Below are 17,654 nucleotides of genomic sequence, written 5' to 3'. Positions count from 1 at the left end.
TTAATCCTGAAGTTTGATGAGGTTACCCTGAATGGCGTTGTCGGCGAGGCTCTGGCGGATTTCCTCGGCCTGCGCTTCGGTGTCAAAAGGCCCCACGCGCACGCGGTAGAGCCTCTGTCCGCCTTCGTTACGGTAGCTGATCTGGGCGTCAAGCCCGATAAAAGCGATGCGGGCGCGCATGCTCTCGGCGTCCGCACTCTGACTAAAGGCCCCGGCCTGCACCCAGTAGCGGTGGGTGTCAAGCGTTTCGCCCTCACTTGTCCCCTGAGCTGCGGCGGAGCCGGGCAGAGCCGTTGCAGACTTGCCGTCGGCTGTGACCGCAGCCACAGCCCCCGGTTGCGCGGCCTGCTGCACCTCACCCTGACCTTCGGCGTAAAGCTTCTTGTTGGGGTCAAGGCGGCCGTCCAAAAGCTCTTCGTTTACGGCCACCGCGCTTTGGTCGACTTTATTCACAAAGGGCACGGGCGCGTTGTTGATAAACATAAAAACGGCCGCCGCCACCGCCAGTGCCGCGGTGACGCCCAGGGCAAAGGACCAGAAAAGCGCGGTCCAGCCGAAACCTGATTTTGTTCTTGCGGGCATCGTGTGTCGTTCCGTTTACATGTGTTCGGGCGCGGAAATCCCGAGCACGTTAAGACCGTTACGCAAAACCTGACGTGCGGCCAAAAGAAGTGCCAGCCGCGCCGTACGCACCGCGGCATCGTCCACGAGAATCCGGTCGGCGTTGTAGTAGGCGTGAAAGTCCGCGGCAAGTTCTTTGAGGTACACGCAGATTAAGTGCGGTGCGAGATCGCGCGCTGCTACGGCCAGGGTGTTGCCGTAATCAGCCATCTTGGCAACAAGGGCCTTGGCCTGCGGGGAGTCAAGAAGCGTCAGATCGCACGCGGCGGCTTCTTGAGCGGTGGGCACCTTAAAGCCCTTTTCCTCGGCCTGCGTTAGCACCGAGCAGATGCGCGCGTGCGCGTACTGCAGGTAGTAAACCGGGTTTTCGTCGCTCTTTTTAACGGCAAGGTCAATGTCAAAGACAAACTCGGCATCGCTCTTACGTGACACAAGGAAGTAGCGGGCCGCGTCGCGCCCGACCCAGTCAACGAGGTCTCTGAGCGTCACATAGGTGCCGGCGCGCTTACTCATCTTCACTTCTTCGCCCCCCTTCATCACCAGAAGCATCTTGTGCAGGAGATACTCGGGGAAGGTGTCCGGAATCGTGATGCCGAGGGTTTTGCTTGCGGCCTGAAGGCCGATACGCACGCGGGCCGTGGTGCCGTGATGGTCTGATCCCTGGATGTTGATTGCGCGCGTAAAGCCCCTTTCAAACTTCGCAAGGTGGTAGGCAACGTCGGGCACAAAGTACGTGAAGTGCCCGTCCTTTTTGCGCATCACGCGGTCTTTGTCGTCCTTAAAGCGCGCAAAGTCAGGGTCGGTGGTTCTGAGCCACAGCGCCCCCTCGGCTTCATACGTATAGCCCGCCTTTTCAATGGCTTCAACGGCTTTTTGAACGCGCCCGGAGGTGTAAAGCGAACTTTCAAGGTAGAAGTTGTCAAAGGCAACGCCCAAGGCCTTAAGGTCGCTGTCTTGTTCGTTACGAAGGTACGCCACTGCATAGCGGCGGATGTTTTCCTTGTTGTCCGGGCACCCGCAGGCTTCAACCGTTTCACCGGCGGTCGTCACCACCGGTTTTTTCGCAAGGTAATCCCGGGCGATATCCATGATGTAGTCGCCGTGGTAACCGTTTTCGGGGAAGTCCTCGGGTTTGGCTTCGCCCTTAATTTCCTTGGCGCGCGCGGCAACGGAAAGCGTGAGGTTATCAATCTGCACGCCCGCGTCGTTGTAGTAGAACTCGCGCATCACCTTGTAGCCCTGGGTGGCCATCACACGCGAAAGAACGTCACCCAAAGCTCCCTGACGGGCGTGCCCCAGATGCAGGGGCCCTGTGGGATTGGCCGACACATATTCGAGCAAAACGCTTTGGCCCGCAAAGGCGGTGCTTTTACCGAAGTCTTCGCCCTTGGTGAGAACGTCCTTGACGGCGGAAAGCGCCGCTTCTTTATTGAGCGTCAGATTGATGAACCCGGGCCCCGCGATTTCAACGGCCGCCAAAAGCGCCTTACCGCGGGGATCGTTGTTAAGGGACGCCACGAGGAGTTGCGCCACTTCGCGGGGGTTTTTCTTCAGAATCTTGGCGCACTGCAGCGCCGTGGTGCACGCAAAGTCGCCGTGGGCGGCGTCCTTGGGGCGCTCCAGGCGCGCGGTGACGCCCTCGATACCGTTGGCTTTGAGGGCATCGTTTAAAAGCGCCGTAAGCGCGAGTTTCTGTTCTTCAATCATGACGGAAATCCGGATAGGGGCCGAGCTTCAGGCCCGCGCAGAGTGCCTTTTTTGGCCTTCTGCAGCGTGAGTTTCGAAACAATATCAGGCAATCGCAAAGGAGAACGTAAAGTCGCCCGCGCGATCGGTAAACAAACTTAACAGGAAAAGAAAAAGCCGCCTTCCGTCGGGGAAGACCCGAAACGGATAAGCGGCTTCGTTTTTCCGCTGCGCCCGTTATTTTAAAAGAAGCGGGCGGGCCGTGAGCAAAAGCCTCAGACGCGGCGTTTGTCGCGGCTGATTTCGGCGTAGGCCGAGTGATTGTGAATCGACTCGAAGTTTTCGGCGGTGACGTGGTAGCTCACCACGCGGCTGTCGGCGTTTAACTGACCGGCCATGTCGCGCACGATGTCTTCCACAAACTTCGGATGGTCGTAGGCAAATTCCGTGACGTACTTTTCGTCGCTGCGCTTTAAGCGGCTCCAGAGTTCGCAGGAGGCGGACGTTTCCGCAATGCGGATCTGGTCTTCAAGCGACATGTCGGAAGCCAGTTCCAGCGACACCGTCAGGATCGAGCGCTGATTGTGCGCTCCGTAGTCGCTGATTTCGCGGCTACAGGGGCAAAGGCTCGTTACGGGGGCCTTAATTTCCTGCAGAACCTTCGTCACACCGTCCTTTTTCTCGGCGATGTAGCGGATTTCGTAGTTCATGAGGCTCTTAAGACCGGAAACCGGGCTTGCCTTCATCACAAAGAACGGCGCACTGATTTCGATGTAGCCGTTTTCGGCTTCCAGAAGTTCGAGCATGCGCGCAAGAAGGTTGCGCATCATGGGCTCGGACAAGGGTTCCTTGTTTTCGTAGATGAGCGCCACAAAGCGGGACATGTGCGTGCCCTTGTGCTCGGCCGGAAGGCTCACGTACATACTGGCCTTGGCAACCGTAGGCTGCGCGCCGTCAACGCTTTGGACGGTCATCGGAACCGTAAGCCCCCTCACGCCCACGCGGTCAATGGCGATGCGGCGTGTGTCAATCGAGCTCTGCACATCGGGCAGAGGCTGTTTGCAAGTCGTTGTAGTCATATGCTTAGTCGATAAGTAGCTGCCTTATGGGCAGGGCGGCAGGCGACGGGCGCGGCCGCTGAACGGATGGCGATAATTTTCGCCCATCGTTCGACAAAAGTCGATAGTTTTCGTTGATGATACTCGGAAACGGGTGCGCGAATGATAAAGGATTTCATTCACGCGCACGCCGTCCGGGGCGCCGCGTGCGGGTATTTCTTGAGGAGAAGGACCTCAAAACAGAGGAAAATGCGTACAAACGGATGCGTTTGTTTACATTTGCAGGGGCCCGCCCTGCTGCAAAATACCGGTTACGTAATTCTTCTTACAAAGGTTTGTACACACCGCCATGGCGCTTTACATCAACGGCCGTCCCGTCAATCCCATTGTTCAGTTTCTTGTCTCCGCCGTGGTGCTTGCGGCGGTGGTGGGGATCGGCATATTGCTTCTGCCCGTGATCGGCGGCATTTTGCTTTTTGTGCTGATCTGCGTGGCGGCGCTTGCGCTTTACGGTGTCTACTGGCGCTGGCGGCACGGCGATCCGCTGGAAAACTTACGTAAGCGCATGCAGGAAGAGATGCGCGCTCAGGAAGACGCTGAAGACCGCGTGGCTGAAGCCCGTGCCCCTGAAGAGGGGCTCAAGCCCGGCGACAAGGCCCAGGCCGGCGTCAAACGCACCACGGTGGTGGAAGACGCGGTGGTTGTGGAAGAGATTAAGCGGATTCCGCGGGACACGCAGCAGTAAACGGTCTGAACGCAGAAAGTCCGCCCTTCGGGCTTTGCTAGTCGAGAAAAATTCTCCCAAATCTACCATCATGCTGCTGTAAGGTTAAACGGCGTTTTTTGAACCGCAGGAAAGGAGGCTCACAGAATTTCCCGCATTCCTCCCGGGGCTTGAGCCCCGGGAGGAATGCGGGCTTTCGAAATTTTTTTAATCTTGGCCCAAACGCAGCCAAACCATGCACATAGTTTTCGCTTAAGGTATATTCAGCCGCTATGAAATCGCGCACACCGTCCCTTGTCATCGAGCTGGGCCTGAAAATCGGAGAGGATCAGGAAAGTGCACTGGAGACCTACTTCTCCGATGCACGCCAGCTCTTCAATGCTGTTCTCGGAACGGCAAAGAAACGCGTGCGCGCCATGAAAAGCACTGAAGCATGGAAGCTGACGGCCGCGATGCCCAAGGGCAAAGACCGCAACAAGCGGTTTAAGGAAATTCAGAAGTCCGCCCACCTTTCCGAGTATGCCCTGCATGATGTCGTGAAAGAGCACCGTGCCAAGGGCGGCTTTACAAAGCGCATCGGCATCAACGAAGCGCAGAAAATTGCCACACGTGTCTGGCAGGGCATTGAGCGCTGGCTGCTTCATCAGGGAGGTCAGCCGCGGTTTAAGAGTGCTAAACGGGGCTTGCACAGCGTTGAGGGAAAATCAAACAAAACAGGGTTGCGTTGGAAGGCCAAGACGTGGACGCTCGAGGTTCTGGATCTGGTGATAAAGGCTGAAGCGCCGGATGCCTGGCAGAAAGAAGCTCTTCTTTCAGCAACAGATCCGTCCGGCTTTAAGCGTGTCAAATACTGCCGTCTTGTCCGGCGGATGATCCGCGGCCGTATGCGCTACTTTGTTCAGCTCATTGTCGAAGGCGTACCGCCCGTCAAGCACGTTTATGCTCCCAAGGATCTCAAGGTGGCTGTTGACCCGGGCCCGAGGACCATGACTTTTTACAGCCCCGAGTGGCAGCAAAAGATTTTGGTGAGCGCGGGCACTGTCTCTCAGGAAAAGGAGATTGCGCGTCTTTTACGTGCCATGGACCGCTCCCGCAGAGACACGAATCGGGAGTGCTACAACGCGGACGGCACCGTTAAAGCCGCCGGAAAAAAGATTGTCTGGAAGGAATCCAAGACCTATAAGGCAACAAAGGCAAAACTTGCGGATCTGTACCGCCGCCAGGCGCAAACCCGCCGTTGCCTGCACGGCGAAGTGATTAACCAGGTGTTCGGCCGGGCCGGCACCGTCATTGTGGAGAAGAACTCATACAAAGCATTTCAGAGAGCTGGATACGGCAAGAGTTTGGGCAAAAGCGGTATTGCAGGATTGATAACCCGGATGACAAGTAAGGCTGAAAGCGCCGGCTGTTGTGTGGTGGAAGTCAGTCCCCGCAAAACTGCGCCCGAGTCAGCACGATCCCGAAACGGGAACGTACCGTAAGAAGGCTCTTTGGGAGAGAAGTCATCAGTTGGGAGACACGGACTGGTACATGGACCGCGACCTTGCGGCTGCCATGAACCTGTATTTTGCGGATCCCGCCACTGACAGCTACGATCTGAAGGCTGAGCAATCAGCGCTTGCGAGGCTCAAACAAGTCTCAGGGAACGCCGGATCAGTAGTGCAGTACAAACCAGCGAATCGGCAAGACGAAGCAGTCCTTCGCCGGAACCGACGGATCGAGCTGATGAAGCCCGTACCCGTAGAGCGGTTGCGTTTTAAATGTTCCTGTGGTGCAGGGGACGCCCGGGCAGACAAGGCCTCAAAAACCTTGCCTGTTGCGGGAAAGCCTGCACTGTGTCAGGAAACCCTGCGCTTTCAAGCGCGGGTTGTTTAGATGACATTGGTCTCCATAGGCCTCGTTGCCAAACAGTACGACGTCTCTGTAAGCACCATCCGTCGCAGGGTTGCGAAGGGCCTGCTCAGTTGCTCCCGTACTTTCGGCGGGCACCGCCGGTTTGTCCAAAATGATGATTCGCCTGAAGAACAGAATGACCGCCGTGATGTCGGTTACGCCAGGGTGTCGTCTCATGATCAGAAAGAAGACCTTGGGCGGTAGATTGAGGCTCTCAACCGTGGCGTTCGGAAGGTAATCAAAACTCGAACCATGTTTGCGCATGAAGAATCCGCCAAGAAGCTGATTTACTTGGCACTTCAGCGCATTATGGAAATCCAGCAGCCGTACCAGTCGTGGTTTCCGGGCACAAAAATCGTTTCTTTGAAGTGTTCCGAGCACCAGTCCCAAAACGCGTCGTAGCGCTCGAGGTGTTGGATTTCGGCAATGTCACCCGCAAGCACAAAGACGTCACCCTCGGGCTTGATGCCCCCCTGAAAGGACATATTGGAAATTGCGGCCGAAAGTGAGGTGCAGGTCAGAAGCGTACTGGATGCGCATGGCGGTGTCGAAGAAAAACAACAGGCGTTGCTCAGAGTATTGCGCAAAAGTCAATGAGCGGCATGCTTTTTGAAAGATTGCAGAAAATGCCGTCCGCATCCCTACAATAGGTCGGAAGGAAACAGCTTACGGGGCCAGACATGGCAAAGATAATCCTTGCTGCCGCAGCGGTGGTTGTGTGTCTCGCGGCGGCAGCCGTTGCGGTGTACACCGGTGTTTTTAAGACCGAAGAAGGTGCGCTCAAAATTTACGGGAGCGTCGATATGAGGACCGTCAGCCCCGCCTTTGAAGAGGGTGGCAGGCTTGCCTCCGTTGCGCTCGAAGAAGGCGACACGGTGAAAAAGGGTGAGGTGATCGCGCAGCTTGACGACACCCGTTACCGCATTGCCCTGGACGCGGCCCGCGCAGCGCAAACCGTTGCGCAGAAAAACCTTGATTTGCTTTTGGCCGGCAGCCGCACCGAACAGATTGACGCCGCACGCGCCCGTGTGGCGGCGTCAGAGGCCGCCCTGCAGCTTTCCCGCCGCACCTGTGAGCGTGAGAAAAAACTCGGCACGGCCACAAGCCCCTTAAGGATTGATCAGGTCTGCTCGCAGCAGAAAGTGGACCTGGCGCAGCGCAATGCAGCACAAAAAGAACTCGATCTGCTTTTAGCCGGCACCCGCGCTGAAGAACTCGAGGTCGCAAGAGCTCGGCTCGCATCAGCGCGCGTGCAGACGGCTGACGCCGAACGGATGCTTAAAAACTGCACCCTCACGGCTCCGGCGGACGCCGTCGTGCGCGAGCGTTTTTTAGAAGCCGGGAGCATGGTTTCAGCGGCAACGCCCGTCTTTGAACTCGCGCTCACCGACCCCCTGTGGGTGAGGGCCTACATCAATGAAGTGAACCTCGGGCGTATCCGTACCGGGCAAAAGGTTGCGGTTTTTACCGACAGCGCGCCGGGTAAGGCCTTTGAAGGCACCGTGGGCTTTATTTCCACGGTCGCGGAATTTACGCCCAAAACCGTGCAGACCGAAGAGCTGAGAACCAGCCTTGTGTACGAGGTGCGCATCACGGTGGCTGATCCCGACGGTGCGCTGCGGCTCGGGATGCCCGTGACGGTTTCGCTGGGGAAATAGTTATGGCCGAGGCCCTCACAGTCACCCGTGTGAGCCGCTTTGAAAAAGGTGCGGTTAAGCCCCTGATTGACGATATCACGCTCACAATCAAAGCGGGGTCGCTCACGGCGCTAGCGGGCGCTGACGGCGCAGGCAAAACCACGCTCATGCGCGTGATGGCGGGCGTGCTGCGGCCGCAAAAAGGCTCGGTGACGGTCTTGGGGGAAGCGCTTTACCCGGAAAACGCGGGCGTTAAAACGCGGATCGGCTACATGCCGCAGAAGTTCGGGCTCTATGAAGATCTTTCCGTCATGGAAAATTTCCTTCTCTACGCCGACCTTTTCGGTATTGACGGTAAAGAGAGGGAGGAGAGAATCGCAAGGCTTCTTGCGATGACGCAGCTCACCGCTTTTACCGCGCGCCCCGCGGGGAAACTTTCGGGCGGCATGAAGCAAAAGCTGGGTTTGGCCTGTGCGCTTTTAAACCGCCCGGACGTGTTGCTTCTGGATGAACCCACGGTGGGGGTGGACCCCTTATCCAAAAAGGAACTTTTTGAGATTCTCAAAGCCGAAAGCGGCGCCGGGAAGATGACGGTCGTCATTGCGACGACCTACATGGACGAGGCCGCGCAGTGTGATCAGGTGGCGCTTCTTGAAGGGGGCCGCCTGCAGCTTACCGGCACTCCCGCTGAAGTCACCGCGCATGCCGCAGGCCGCACGGCGCAGGTCGCGGGCTACACCGGGCGCGTACGGGACGTGCAGGCTGAGCTTTCTGACTCTCCTTTAGTGCTTGACGCCCTGCCGCTTGCCGGAGGCGTGCATGTGCTTTTAAGGGACGGCGTCACGGCGGCAGAGCTTACCGCGGCTTTTCCGGCGCTCACCGTCACGGAGGCCCCCGCGCGCCTGGAAGACGGGTATCTTGCGTGGCGGGAAAAGGTCCTGGGCCTTACGCAGACCGGCAATGCACTTACCGTTAAAGGGCGGGCCGCGGTCTCTGACCCCGTTATCCGCGCGCAGGACATTGTGCGGCGGTTCGGGGCTTTTACGGCGGTGGATAAAACGTCGTTCGTGGTGCACCCCGGGGAAATCTTCGGGCTTTTGGGGCCCAACGGCGCGGGGAAAACCACGACCTTCCGGATGATTTGCGGCCTGCTGGAGGTAAGCGGCGGCGACCTCGAAGTCGCGGGCGTCAACGTCCGCGCCTCAAGAAACCTCGCGCGCTCACGCTTAGGCTACATGTCGCAGAAATTTTCGCTTTACGGCAACCTCACGGTGCGGGAAAACCTGCGGTTTTTTGCAGGGGCCTATGGGCTGACGAAAAAAGCGGCGGACGCGCGCATTGTGGAGCTCACGGCGTCGCTGGCGTTAACCGACGTCTTGGATAAAACCGCGGGGGAGTTGCCGGGCGGCATGAAGCAGCGCCTGGCGATGGCGGCGGCTTTGATTCACGAACCCTCGGTTCTCTTTCTTGATGAACCCACAAGCGGCGCAGACGTCATGGCGCGGCGCCGTTTCTGGCGGTGGATGACGGAACTTTCGGCCGCAGGCGTCACGATTATCGTCACCACGCACTTCATGGAAGAGGCGCAGTATTGCGACCGGCTTCTCATTCAGGATGCGGGCCGCACGATTGCGGCCGGTACCCCTGAAGCAATCCGCGGCGACGCCCCTACGATGGAAGCGGCCTTTATCCGGGTGGTACAGGCGGGGCGAGGAGAGGCGTCATGAGCTTTGCGGACTTTTGGCGCCACACGGCGGCGCTCACCTTGAAGGAAACCCGGCAGATCGTGCGGGATAAGAGCGCCTTTTTGCTCGGGATCGTGATGCCTGTGGTGCTCATTATTTTGTTTGGTTACGGGTTAAGTTTTGACATCCGCGACGTGCGCCTCGGGATTGCGCAGGAAGCCAAAACCGGGGAAGCGCAGGCGCTCACAACCGCTTTTACCCATAACTCCGTCTTTAAAACCACGGTTTTCACCTCGCGCGCCGAAGGGGAAAAGGCTTTGAAAGCCTTTGACGTTGAGGCGCTGCTGGTGCTTGAAACCCGGCGGGGTGCGACCGCAGCGCAGCTTTTGATTGACGGCATTGATGCGCCGAGGGCGGTGATGATCGGTAACGCCGTGACGGCTGCGGCGATGATTGCGCGCGTGAAAAACTCACAGGCAGCGGGCGCCGCGACGGTGCCCCGCATCTGGTTTAACGAGAGCGCGGAGAGCCGCAGGTATCTCGTGCCGGGACTGATGGTCATTGTGCTCACGATGACCGGGATGATGCTAACGGGCCTTGTGCTTGCGCGTGAATGGGAGAGGGGCACGATGGAAGCCTTGATTGCAACGCCGGCCTCACCCCTGGCAATTCTCATATCCAAGGTGCTTCCGTACTTTGTGCTGGGGCTCGTCGGCTGGGGGCTCTGTCTTTTTGCCGCGCTTTTTCTCTACGACGTGCCGGTGCGGGGGAGTCTTACGGTGATTACGGTCTCATCCGCCCTCTACCTTTTGATTGGGCTCGGGCTCGGACTCTTTGTTTCGGGCGTGACGCGCTCACAGTTTCTTGCAAGCCAAATCACGATCCTCTCGGGCTTTTTGCCGGCCGTGATTCTTTCGGGCTTTATCTTTGACTTGCGAAGCGCCCCGGTCTGGGCCGACTGGCTTGCGCACGCCTTTCCGCCGGTCTACTACATGGAGCTGCTGCGGCTCGGCTTTTTAACGGGCGGGATGCCGGAACTCGCGATCCGGGACTTTGCCGTGCTCACGGCCTTTGCCGTATTGTTTCTTACGCTCGCGTACGGGCAGTGCGCCAAGAGGATCCGGAAATGAGCGCGTTTTTCTCTGTGGCGCTCACAGCGCTCGTTAAAAAAGAGTTTCTCTCGGTCTTAAAGGACCGCACAAGCCGCATGATTCTTGTGGCGCCCATCATTCTTTACATCATTCTCTTCGGGTATATCGCAAGTTTTAACCTTGAGCGCATCCCTTACGCGGTCTGTGATTTGGCGAAAACTGAGCTTTCCTCCGAGCTCATACGACGTATTGAAGCGGGCGGGATTTTTCAGCGGGTGGCAACGCTTACCAACACTGCGCAGGTAAGGCGCGCGGTTGATGAAACCGACGCGCTTGTGGTGGCGGTGATTGCGCCCGACTTTTCTTCGCGCTTTTATTCGGGCCGCACCGCGCCCGTGCAGGTCGTGGTGGACGGCCGCAACTCCACGACCGCGCAGTTGGCGGCAGGCTACCTGCAGACGATTGTGAGTGACTTTTCGGCCGAAAAAAGCGGCGTCACGGCGGGCGTGGCGATGCGCCTTTTTTATAACCCCAACAACATCACGCAGTGGTTCATCATGCCCGGGCTCATCGTCATGCTTTCGATGCTGCAGACCGTGGTGCTCGCGGCCCTGTCGGTGGCGCGTGAGCGGGAGCAGGGGACGTTTGAGCAACTCTCCGTCACGCCCGTCACAACCGGGCAGATTCTTTTTGCCAAGGCCTTTGTGCCGATGGTGGTGGGACTCATGCAGGCGTGCCTTATTCTCGCGGCGGACTTGTGGTGGTTCCGGATTCCGCTTGCGGGGAGTTTTGCTCAGATTCTTACGATTCTTCTCATTTTTATCGCGGCGGTCGTGGGGCTGGGGCTTGCGATTTCAGCCTACAGCAAGAACATGCAGCAGGCGCTTCTTCTGGTTGTCGTCAACCTCGTGCCGATGGTGCTACTTTCCGGGCTTTTTACGCCGGTCGCGAATATGGCGGAGTGGGTGCAGGCACTCACGTGGCTCGATCCCCTGCGCTTTGCACTCCTTGCAATGCGGCGCGTGTACCTTGCGGGCTGCACGTGGGGCGAGATGTTTGCTGTGCTCTGGCCTGCGGCAGTGGTGGCAGGGGCGTCACTGCCCCTGGCGTATGTGTTTTTCCGGCGCAAGGTGTGAGTGGCGGGCTGTGTCTCTTGGTTCTTTTAGTGCATGAGATTTGCGCAATTGTGGAAAATTACCAAATGATGGTTGTCGCAATTGTGGAAATATGATGAAAAAGATTTGGCGCAATTGTGAAAAATACTCATAAAATATCTGGCGCAATTGTGAAAATTCATCGGAAACCCCAATGTTTGAACGAAAAATTTACCAAGAGATGTTGCGCTGGAAGCATGACTACGCTCCGAAGTACGCCTTGTTTTTAAAAGGAGCACGTCGTGTGGGAAAAACCACGCTGGCTAAGAAGCTTGGCGAAGAGGCATATAAGTCACATATTCTAATCAGGTTTGATCAGGTAACAGATGATGTCCGCAATCTCTTCGTAAACGGGTTACTTGACCTTGATACCCTCTTTGAGACGCTGCAGCTGATTTACAAAACAAAACTCTTTCGGGGTGAATCGCTCATTATCCTGGATGAGGTTCAGCTCTTTCCTGCAGCCCGGCAGGCATTGAAGACTCTGCTGGAAGACGGTCGATATCACTACCTTGAAACGGGGTCTTTGGCAGGAATTACTAAAAAAAGCAAGGATATTCTGATTCCGTCGGAGGAGTACCCGCTCGATGTTCTGCCGATGGATTTTGAAGAATTCCTTTGGGCTCAGGATGATCATGTGACAATTCCGATGATCCGCAGTCGTGTCGAGGCGAGAAAGCCTTTCGGAGCCATGCATCAGAGCATCATGAACCGCTTCCGGGAGTACATGCTTGTGGGAGGAATGCCGCAGGTTGTTTCAGCATTTTTACCGGACAAAAATTTTGAGAAAGCTGACTTCGTCAAGCATGAAATTCTCAGGCTCTACAAGCAGGATATGCAGGAACAAAACGAAGAGAAATCCGAGTATGTCGGTAATTTCTTTGAGCAGATTCCGTCAGAACTGTCCAAGCACGACAAGCGGTTTGTGATCTCGCATATTGATCCGCAGGCCCGGTTGCGCGAATACCGTGGGCCGGTACGTTGGCTTGATGAAGCCATGGTTGTCAACCTTGCATTTAATGTGGAAGACCCGAGCGTTGCTTTTAATCTCGGCATCACGGACTCGTCTTTTAAGTGCTATCTGACGGATACGGGTTTGCTGGTGACTTTGGCCTTTTACGACGGGACATACATGGATAATGACCTCTACAAGGCCGTTCTTCTCGACCGTCTGCAGGTTAATGAAGGAATGCTCGTGGAAAATGTTGTGGCCCAGTGTCTGAGATCCGGCGGGCATAAGGCCTACTTCTACGCAAAACGCGATGCCAAAACGCGTAAAACTGTGATGGAAATTGACTTTCTGATGCGGAAGGGAAAAAAGGTTGTTCCTTTGGAAGTAAAGTCCGGTAAGTCATTGAGCATCAAGTCACTTGAACGTATTAAAGCCACTTACGGCAGCCGTATAGGAGACGGCATTGTTCTTCACCACGGTGAGGTGAAAGAGCAAGACGGCATTTTGTTCTTGCCGTACTACGCGGCTGCGGTTCTGTAGGTGCTGTCTTAATAAGCACTGTTTTTAGTGAGGCCGATGAGTTTGGCCGTCCAGTCCGCCAGCGGCAGCGGAATTGTCATCACGCCGTCAGTAAAACTCAGGTTGTCGTGTGAAAACCGTACGGCAAAGGGCATCTTCTGCCGCACGGCAAAGCGTTTGACGGTGCTCTTTCGGCGGCTGGGATTTAGAGCAAGTTCCGCCGGGATGAGGTCGGTGCCCGTCTGAATCAGAAAGTCCGCCGACATCCGGCCGTTTGTCTCGAAGTAGGCCGGTCTTGCCTTAAGACGTGGCTTGCAGCACTTGACGCGGCACTGGCAGCTTAAGGCTGGCTATAGCTCGGAATTATGACGGGCACGACCCTGTAATTTCTATAATTTAAGGGACGCATAAGCGGGGAAGATACTCCGCGTGCGCACACCAAAAAACTCAGCAACGGCCAATAAAAAACATGACCCCGGCCGCCGAGATGCTCGGACTGAGCAGGAGACCTTATGTCCAGACATTTGCCCCAAACGACCCGCGTTGCCGTCAATGCGGATAACCCTGCGCTCGCGCGCGATGAGAGCCTGTGCGTTAAATGCACGATGTGCGCTCAGATCTGCTCCGACTATATCGGAGTGAACAACAACTACAGCCTCGCGGCTACGGGCGACAGAGCCGTGTGCGTGCACTGCGGCCAGTGCATCAACGTCTGCCCGACGGGAAGCCTTTACAGTCCCACGGAATTTGAAGCCGTGCAAAAGGCAATCGACGACCCCGACACCATCGTGGTGATGAGTACCTCTCCCTCGGTGCGCGTGGGTATTGCCGAAGCCTTCGGCTATTCGGCAGGCTCCTTTGCGCAGGGGAAGATGATTGGGCTTTTGCGTGCCCTTGGTGCCGACTACGTGCTTGACACCAACTTCGGCGCCGACCTCACGATCGTTGAAGAAGCAAGCGAACTCATTGAACGTGTTGTCAACGGCGACAAGCCCCTGCCGCAGTTTACGAGCTGCTGCCCGGCCTGGGTGCAGTACTGCGAAACCTTCCACCCCGAAATTCTTGACCACATTTCAAGTGCGAAGAGCCCGATCGGCATGCAGGGTCCGACCGTGAAGACCTACTTTGCAAAGAAGATGGGGCTTGATCCCAAGAAAATCATGCACGTGGTGGTCACACCCTGCACGGCCAAAAAGTACGAAATCCGCCGTGAAGAGATGTGCGCTGCAGGGAAGTACCTCGGAATTGAGGGTATGCGCGACACCGATCACGTGGTGACGACGCACGAGCTGGCGCTTTGGGCCAAAGAGCGCGGCATCCGCTACGAGGACGTCAAGGAAGGCACCTACGATTCGCTCATGGGTGAGGCTTCCGGCGCGGGCGTCATCTTCGGCAACACCGGTGGCGTCATGGAAGCCGCGCTTCGCACGGCCTATGAATTCATCACGCATCAGAAGAGCCCGGACGTTCTTTTTGACCTGCAGCCTGTGCGCGGTCTCAAGGACGTGCGTGAAGCAAGCCTTGATGTGGGAGGCAAGACCGTTAACGTCGCCGTCGTTTACGGCACGGCCTCCGCGGGGCGCTTCATTGAGGAGATGAAAAAGCCCGGTGCCAAGCAGTATCACTTCGTGGAAGTGATGACCTGCCCGGGCGGCTGCATCAGCGGGGGCGGACAGCCCAAGCTTGAGCCGGGTAAGGAAAACGCCATCCGTCAGAAGCGTATTGATGCGCTTTATAAGCGCGACAGCTCCATGGACCGCGCGCACCGCACGAGCCACGATAACAGCGAGATCAAAGAGCTTTACAAGGACTTCTACGGCAAGCCCTTAAGCGACTTGGCTGAAAAGATGCTTCACACGTCCTACACGGACAGAGGCGCTGATTTGGGTGCGAAGAAAGCGGGCCCGGCGATTGCCGGTCTTGCGGGCACGAAGACCGAAAAGAACCTGCAGGCTGCATTTTCCGGTGAATCGCAGGCGAGAAACAAGTACACGTACTTTGCGGAGCGCGCCCGACAGGAAGGCTACGAGCAGCTCGCGGCGATTTTCCTCACCACCGCCCGCAACGAGCAGGAACACGCCAAACTTTGGTTTGAACTTTTGGGCGGCATCGGCAAGACCGACGCCAACCTCCTTGCCGCCGCCGAAGGCGAAAACTACGAGTGGACGGACATGTACGCGACCTTTGCGAAGGAAGCCGAAGAAGAAGGCTTTACCGAAATCGCCGCGAAGTTCCGTATGGTGGGTGCGATTGAAAAGACCCACGAAGAGCGCTACAGAAAGCTTCTCGGAAACGTCCAGATGAAGGAGGTCTTCGCAAAGATCGAAATGCAGATGTGGGAATGCCGCGTCTGCGGCCACATCGTGGTGGGCACGAAGGCTCCGGATGTCTGCCCGGTGTGCCACCATGCGAAGAGCTTCTTTGAAGTCCGCAAGCACAACTATTAACCGGCAGTGACGGTGCCTTGCGCCTGCGGGCGCAGGGAGCATCAGGCCCGCTTCGGTCTTTTTTGAAAGAGGACCGCGGCGGGCTTTTTTCTGCCTGCCGTTTTTGCCTGAAGCGAAGTCTGCGGGAAACGCGGGCAAACCGCACGGACAGCGCTTTTGTAGGCAGTAATGCTCATGAGCGCGGATGCATTTTGCGGGATAATCAGCGGATTATTCCGGCGTGCACCGTTTTGGTGCATGCCCTGTAAGACTAGCCTGAATTTTGTATGAGCGCTGAAAAAACAGCGCTCTTTTCATGGCTTAAATTATGATTTTAATAAAGAAAAAATGTCTTTTTGTTAATTAAAAGTTTCCCAACCTGTGGAACTATAGCCGCTTAGGCAGGCGTCGCAGCAGAGCTGGCGGCCGGTGTAACTTTACGGGGACGCCCGCGCGGGCGTTTCGGTCCCACAAACTCCAACTTCTGCTTTCTCGGCCTGCCGGGCTTCTTATGCTCAGGTTTATCGGGGGATTTAACCAAACCCAAAGCCGAAAGCATCTCCATCGTCCCGATCGTTGTATTTACCCACTTTCCGTCGGTGGAGTCAGGAATCGCGTTTATCTCCGCATCCTTCACAGGGCGCCAAGACTGCTCCAGGTCCTCGAGCATCTCGCCGAAAGTCATTTTGTCCAGAAGTTTTGCTTTCTCGGCCCGTCTCAGAATACGGCAGGTCAGCGTTGCGGCAATGAAATTGACGAACTCTTCACCCCACACGGAGAATGCATTCTGCACATGAGTGGTGCTCAGACCAAGGTCATTTTTATAGCGGTCAAAAACGAGCTCAAGCAACCAACGGTCATCGTAGCTGCGCCAGACAACTTCCGGCTTCATGTCTTGATCCGATTCAAACACGATCGTTCCGAAACCCGGCAGCTTCTTGTCGTATTCGTCCTTCTCGTACTTCGTTGTTCTGGCCTTGTCTATGAATGTATTTTCCTCGGCATATGTGCGGCTGAGATCCTTGAAGGAGTACAAAAAACGCCCGTTGGAGAGCTTCTTCTTTTTGCAGAGAACCCTCTTGTCGATACCGGTTACAACACCGTCAAAGTCCAGCATGCAGTTGTTCACAATGCGCTTGTCGTTGCGCTTCAGAGGCGAGAGAAAATGCAGCTCAGGATGCTTCTTCAGATCCTCTTCAATTTCCTTGACCGGAAAACCTTTATCGGCAATCAGCAGCCCTTTGTCAATCTTGTTGGTCTCAATGAATGAGCGATAAACCTTAGCATCAATGATGTTGCCGGCAAAGACTTCAGCGCACACAGGCTCCGTTGTCTCAAGGTTGTAGGCGTAGAGAATCGACAAATCACGGCAGCCTTTAACCCGGGCCTTGCGGGAATAGGCACTGAGATTATTGACTGTGCCGGTATCTTGCCGGAGCGTACCGTCAATGGCGATGTGATGCTCTGCACAGACCCGATCAATGCGGCGCTTGTAGAAGGATTGCCGCTTATCAAGGTCCTGTCCGAGAGCCTCAAAGAAATGACCGACAGTGTTGTGAGAGAGCGCAACGCCGGGGTAATAACGGCGGATAAATGTCCGGTCGTACTGCTGCCTGAGTCGGTTGTGGGGCACATTGGAATGCAGCACCTTAATCGAGGCAATCGCCATGATGCGGTAGGCATCTTCCGGGCGATAAATGCTGAGCAAGTCCTGCAGCAGATCCTCCGACTCGGAATGCACAAGGGCACTGGAGCCGTAAGACAGCAGTTGCGGCTCAGTTGAAAGGTGATTGCTTTGAGCCACCGGAACGAACTTCATGCTGATGATGTGTCCGACTGTTTTTCCATTGCGCGGCTGCGGGTTATGCCCCTTGATGTAGACGCTTTTTGCACGGGCTCGGACAGCATAGCGGGTCGGGCCTTTGGATCCGGTATCGAGCACCACGGTATTACGGGGGCGAGGCACCCTCCTGACTTCCTCTGGGACAGACATGGAAATTACCTCTTAAACATAGTTCTTGTTATACCATAAAAAGACTATAGAATAAAGTGATATTTCTTGAGAAATCTGTTTGTCCCAGGTACGAAAAAAGCCCTGAAAACAGCGTGTTGTCACGGGGCTGCAGGGCTGGCCTTGAGATGGTTTGTTAAAGAGCTATAGTGCGACGGCTTGGGAAATTTTTATTATTACCGCGGTAATCATTCGCT

15 protein-coding genes and 1 pseudogene are annotated in these 17,654 nt (G+C 56.2%); 11 read left to right on the top strand and 5 right to left on the bottom strand.

The genetic code is table 11. The annotated features are described in order from the left end of the window. From NXF97_RS05720 to folE2, 3 genes are all read right to left on the bottom strand, one after another. The gene (locus NXF97_RS05720; RefSeq protein WP_022372432.1) at nucleotides 1-582 is read right to left on the bottom strand and encodes an SPOR domain-containing protein; all 582 of its coding nucleotides are present in this window, start codon (nucleotides 580-582) and stop codon (nucleotides 1-3) included. Between the two features lie 15 nt (nucleotides 583-597). Continuing rightward, on the bottom strand, nucleotides 598-2,328 hold the full coding sequence (gene argS, locus NXF97_RS05715; RefSeq protein ID WP_274955435.1) for an arginine--tRNA ligase: 1,731 nt from the start codon (nucleotides 2,326-2,328) through the stop codon (nucleotides 598-600). Between the two features lie 254 nt (nucleotides 2,329-2,582). Beyond that, on the bottom strand, nucleotides 2,583-3,386 hold the full coding sequence (folE2, locus tag NXF97_RS05710) for a GTP cyclohydrolase FolE2 (protein ID WP_022372434.1): 804 nt from the start codon (nucleotides 3,384-3,386) through the stop codon (nucleotides 2,583-2,585). Nucleotides 3,387-3,714: 328 nt separating this feature from the next. On the opposite strand from folE2, the gene NXF97_RS05705 reads away from it, so the two are divergent. The 10 genes and pseudogenes from NXF97_RS05705 (at nucleotide 3,715) to NXF97_RS05665 (ending at nucleotide 13,041) form a co-directional block, all read left to right on the top strand. Beyond that, nucleotides 3,715-4,110: a hypothetical protein gene (locus tag NXF97_RS05705; RefSeq protein WP_022372435.1), complete on the top strand. Its 396-nt coding sequence runs from the start codon at nucleotides 3,715-3,717 to the stop codon at nucleotides 4,108-4,110. 251 nt (nucleotides 4,111-4,361) lie between these two features. Beyond that, nucleotides 4,362-5,570 carry a hypothetical protein gene (locus NXF97_RS05700; RefSeq protein WP_274955434.1) on the top strand — a complete coding sequence of 403 codons (1,209 nt, stop codon included), beginning with the start codon at nucleotides 4,362-4,364 and terminating at the stop codon, nucleotides 5,568-5,570. After that, nucleotides 5,500-5,964 carry a hypothetical protein gene (locus tag NXF97_RS05695; RefSeq protein ID WP_274955433.1) on the top strand — a complete coding sequence of 155 codons (465 nt, stop codon included), beginning with the start codon at nucleotides 5,500-5,502 and terminating at the stop codon, nucleotides 5,962-5,964. The genes NXF97_RS05700 and NXF97_RS05695 overlap by 71 nt, the downstream gene beginning before the upstream one ends. Further along, complete coding sequence (locus tag NXF97_RS10785) at nucleotides 5,965-6,186, top strand: MerR family DNA-binding transcriptional regulator (protein ID WP_074009622.1); 222 nt, start codon at nucleotides 5,965-5,967, stop codon at nucleotides 6,184-6,186. Then, nucleotides 6,187-6,384, top strand: a pseudogene (locus tag NXF97_RS10780) (hypothetical protein); the annotation flags it as partial. 278 nt (nucleotides 6,385-6,662) lie between these two features. Beyond that, nucleotides 6,663-7,640, top strand: coding sequence for an efflux RND transporter periplasmic adaptor subunit (locus NXF97_RS05685; RefSeq protein WP_274955432.1), 978 nt, complete (start codon nucleotides 6,663-6,665; stop codon nucleotides 7,638-7,640). A 2-nt stretch (nucleotides 7,641-7,642) separates the two neighbouring features. Further along, a complete protein-coding gene (locus NXF97_RS05680; RefSeq protein ID WP_274955431.1) occupies nucleotides 7,643-9,346 on the top strand; it encodes an ATP-binding cassette domain-containing protein in 1,704 nt (567 codons plus the stop codon). Further along, the gene (locus NXF97_RS05675; RefSeq protein WP_274955430.1) at nucleotides 9,343-10,434 is read left to right on the top strand and encodes an ABC transporter permease; all 1,092 of its coding nucleotides are present in this window, start codon (nucleotides 9,343-9,345) and stop codon (nucleotides 10,432-10,434) included. Before NXF97_RS05680 ends, NXF97_RS05675 begins: the two co-directional genes overlap by 4 nt. Further along, on the top strand, nucleotides 10,431-11,531 hold the full coding sequence (locus tag NXF97_RS05670) for an ABC transporter permease (RefSeq protein WP_274955429.1): 1,101 nt from the start codon (nucleotides 10,431-10,433) through the stop codon (nucleotides 11,529-11,531). Before NXF97_RS05675 ends, NXF97_RS05670 begins: the two co-directional genes overlap by 4 nt. A gap of 172 nt (nucleotides 11,532-11,703) precedes the next feature. Then, entirely contained in the window at nucleotides 11,704-13,041 is a 1,338-nt protein-coding gene (locus NXF97_RS05665) for an ATP-binding protein (RefSeq protein WP_274955428.1), read from the top strand. A gap of 8 nt (nucleotides 13,042-13,049) precedes the next feature. On the opposite strand, the gene NXF97_RS05660 is transcribed toward NXF97_RS05665, so the two are convergent. After that, entirely contained in the window at nucleotides 13,050-13,286 is a 237-nt protein-coding gene (locus tag NXF97_RS05660) for a hypothetical protein (RefSeq protein WP_274955427.1), read from the bottom strand. 246 nt (nucleotides 13,287-13,532) lie between these two features. On the opposite strand from NXF97_RS05660, the gene rbr reads away from it, so the two are divergent. Then, the gene (gene rbr, locus NXF97_RS05655) at nucleotides 13,533-15,467 is read left to right on the top strand and encodes a rubrerythrin (protein WP_274955426.1); all 1,935 of its coding nucleotides are present in this window, start codon (nucleotides 13,533-13,535) and stop codon (nucleotides 15,465-15,467) included. Nucleotides 15,468-15,843: 376 nt separating this feature from the next. Here the strand turns inward: rbr and NXF97_RS05650 are convergent, their stop codons facing one another. After that, nucleotides 15,844-17,412: a transposase gene (locus NXF97_RS05650; RefSeq protein ID WP_274955425.1), complete on the bottom strand. Its 1,569-nt coding sequence runs from the start codon at nucleotides 17,410-17,412 to the stop codon at nucleotides 15,844-15,846. Nucleotides 17,413-17,654: the final 242 nt, after the last annotated feature.

Source organism: Duodenibacillus massiliensis (assembly GCF_928721995.1).
GTDB lineage: Bacteria > Pseudomonadota > Gammaproteobacteria > Burkholderiales > Burkholderiaceae_F > Duodenibacillus > Duodenibacillus massiliensis.
This window is presented reverse-complemented; position numbering and strand designations above follow the sequence as displayed.

Coding starts and splice junctions, on each gene's coding strand:
- NXF97_RS05720 (WP_022372432.1), bottom strand. CDS start 582: ATGCCCGCAAGAACAAAATCAGGTTTCGGCTGGACCGCGCTTTTCTGG.
- argS (WP_274955435.1), bottom strand. CDS start 2,328: ATGATTGAAGAACAGAAACTCGCGCTTACGGCGCTTTTAAACGATGCC.
- folE2 (WP_022372434.1), bottom strand. CDS start 3,386: ATGACTACAACGACTTGCAAACAGCCTCTGCCCGATGTGCAGAGCTCG.
- NXF97_RS05705 (WP_022372435.1), top strand. CDS start 3,715: ATGGCGCTTTACATCAACGGCCGTCCCGTCAATCCCATTGTTCAGTTT.
- NXF97_RS05700 (WP_274955434.1), top strand. CDS start 4,362: ATGAAATCGCGCACACCGTCCCTTGTCATCGAGCTGGGCCTGAAAATC.
- NXF97_RS10785 (WP_074009622.1), top strand. CDS start 5,965: ATGACATTGGTCTCCATAGGCCTCGTTGCCAAACAGTACGACGTCTCT.
- NXF97_RS05685 (WP_274955432.1), top strand. CDS start 6,663: ATGGCAAAGATAATCCTTGCTGCCGCAGCGGTGGTTGTGTGTCTCGCG.
- NXF97_RS05680 (WP_274955431.1), top strand. CDS start 7,643: ATGGCCGAGGCCCTCACAGTCACCCGTGTGAGCCGCTTTGAAAAAGGT.
- NXF97_RS05675 (WP_274955430.1), top strand. CDS start 9,343: ATGAGCTTTGCGGACTTTTGGCGCCACACGGCGGCGCTCACCTTGAAG.
- NXF97_RS05670 (WP_274955429.1), top strand. CDS start 10,431: ATGAGCGCGTTTTTCTCTGTGGCGCTCACAGCGCTCGTTAAAAAAGAG.
- NXF97_RS05665 (WP_274955428.1), top strand. CDS start 11,704: ATGTTTGAACGAAAAATTTACCAAGAGATGTTGCGCTGGAAGCATGAC.
- NXF97_RS05660 (WP_274955427.1), bottom strand. CDS start 13,286: ATGTCGGCGGACTTTCTGATTCAGACGGGCACCGACCTCATCCCGGCG.
- rbr (WP_274955426.1), top strand. CDS start 13,533: ATGTCCAGACATTTGCCCCAAACGACCCGCGTTGCCGTCAATGCGGAT.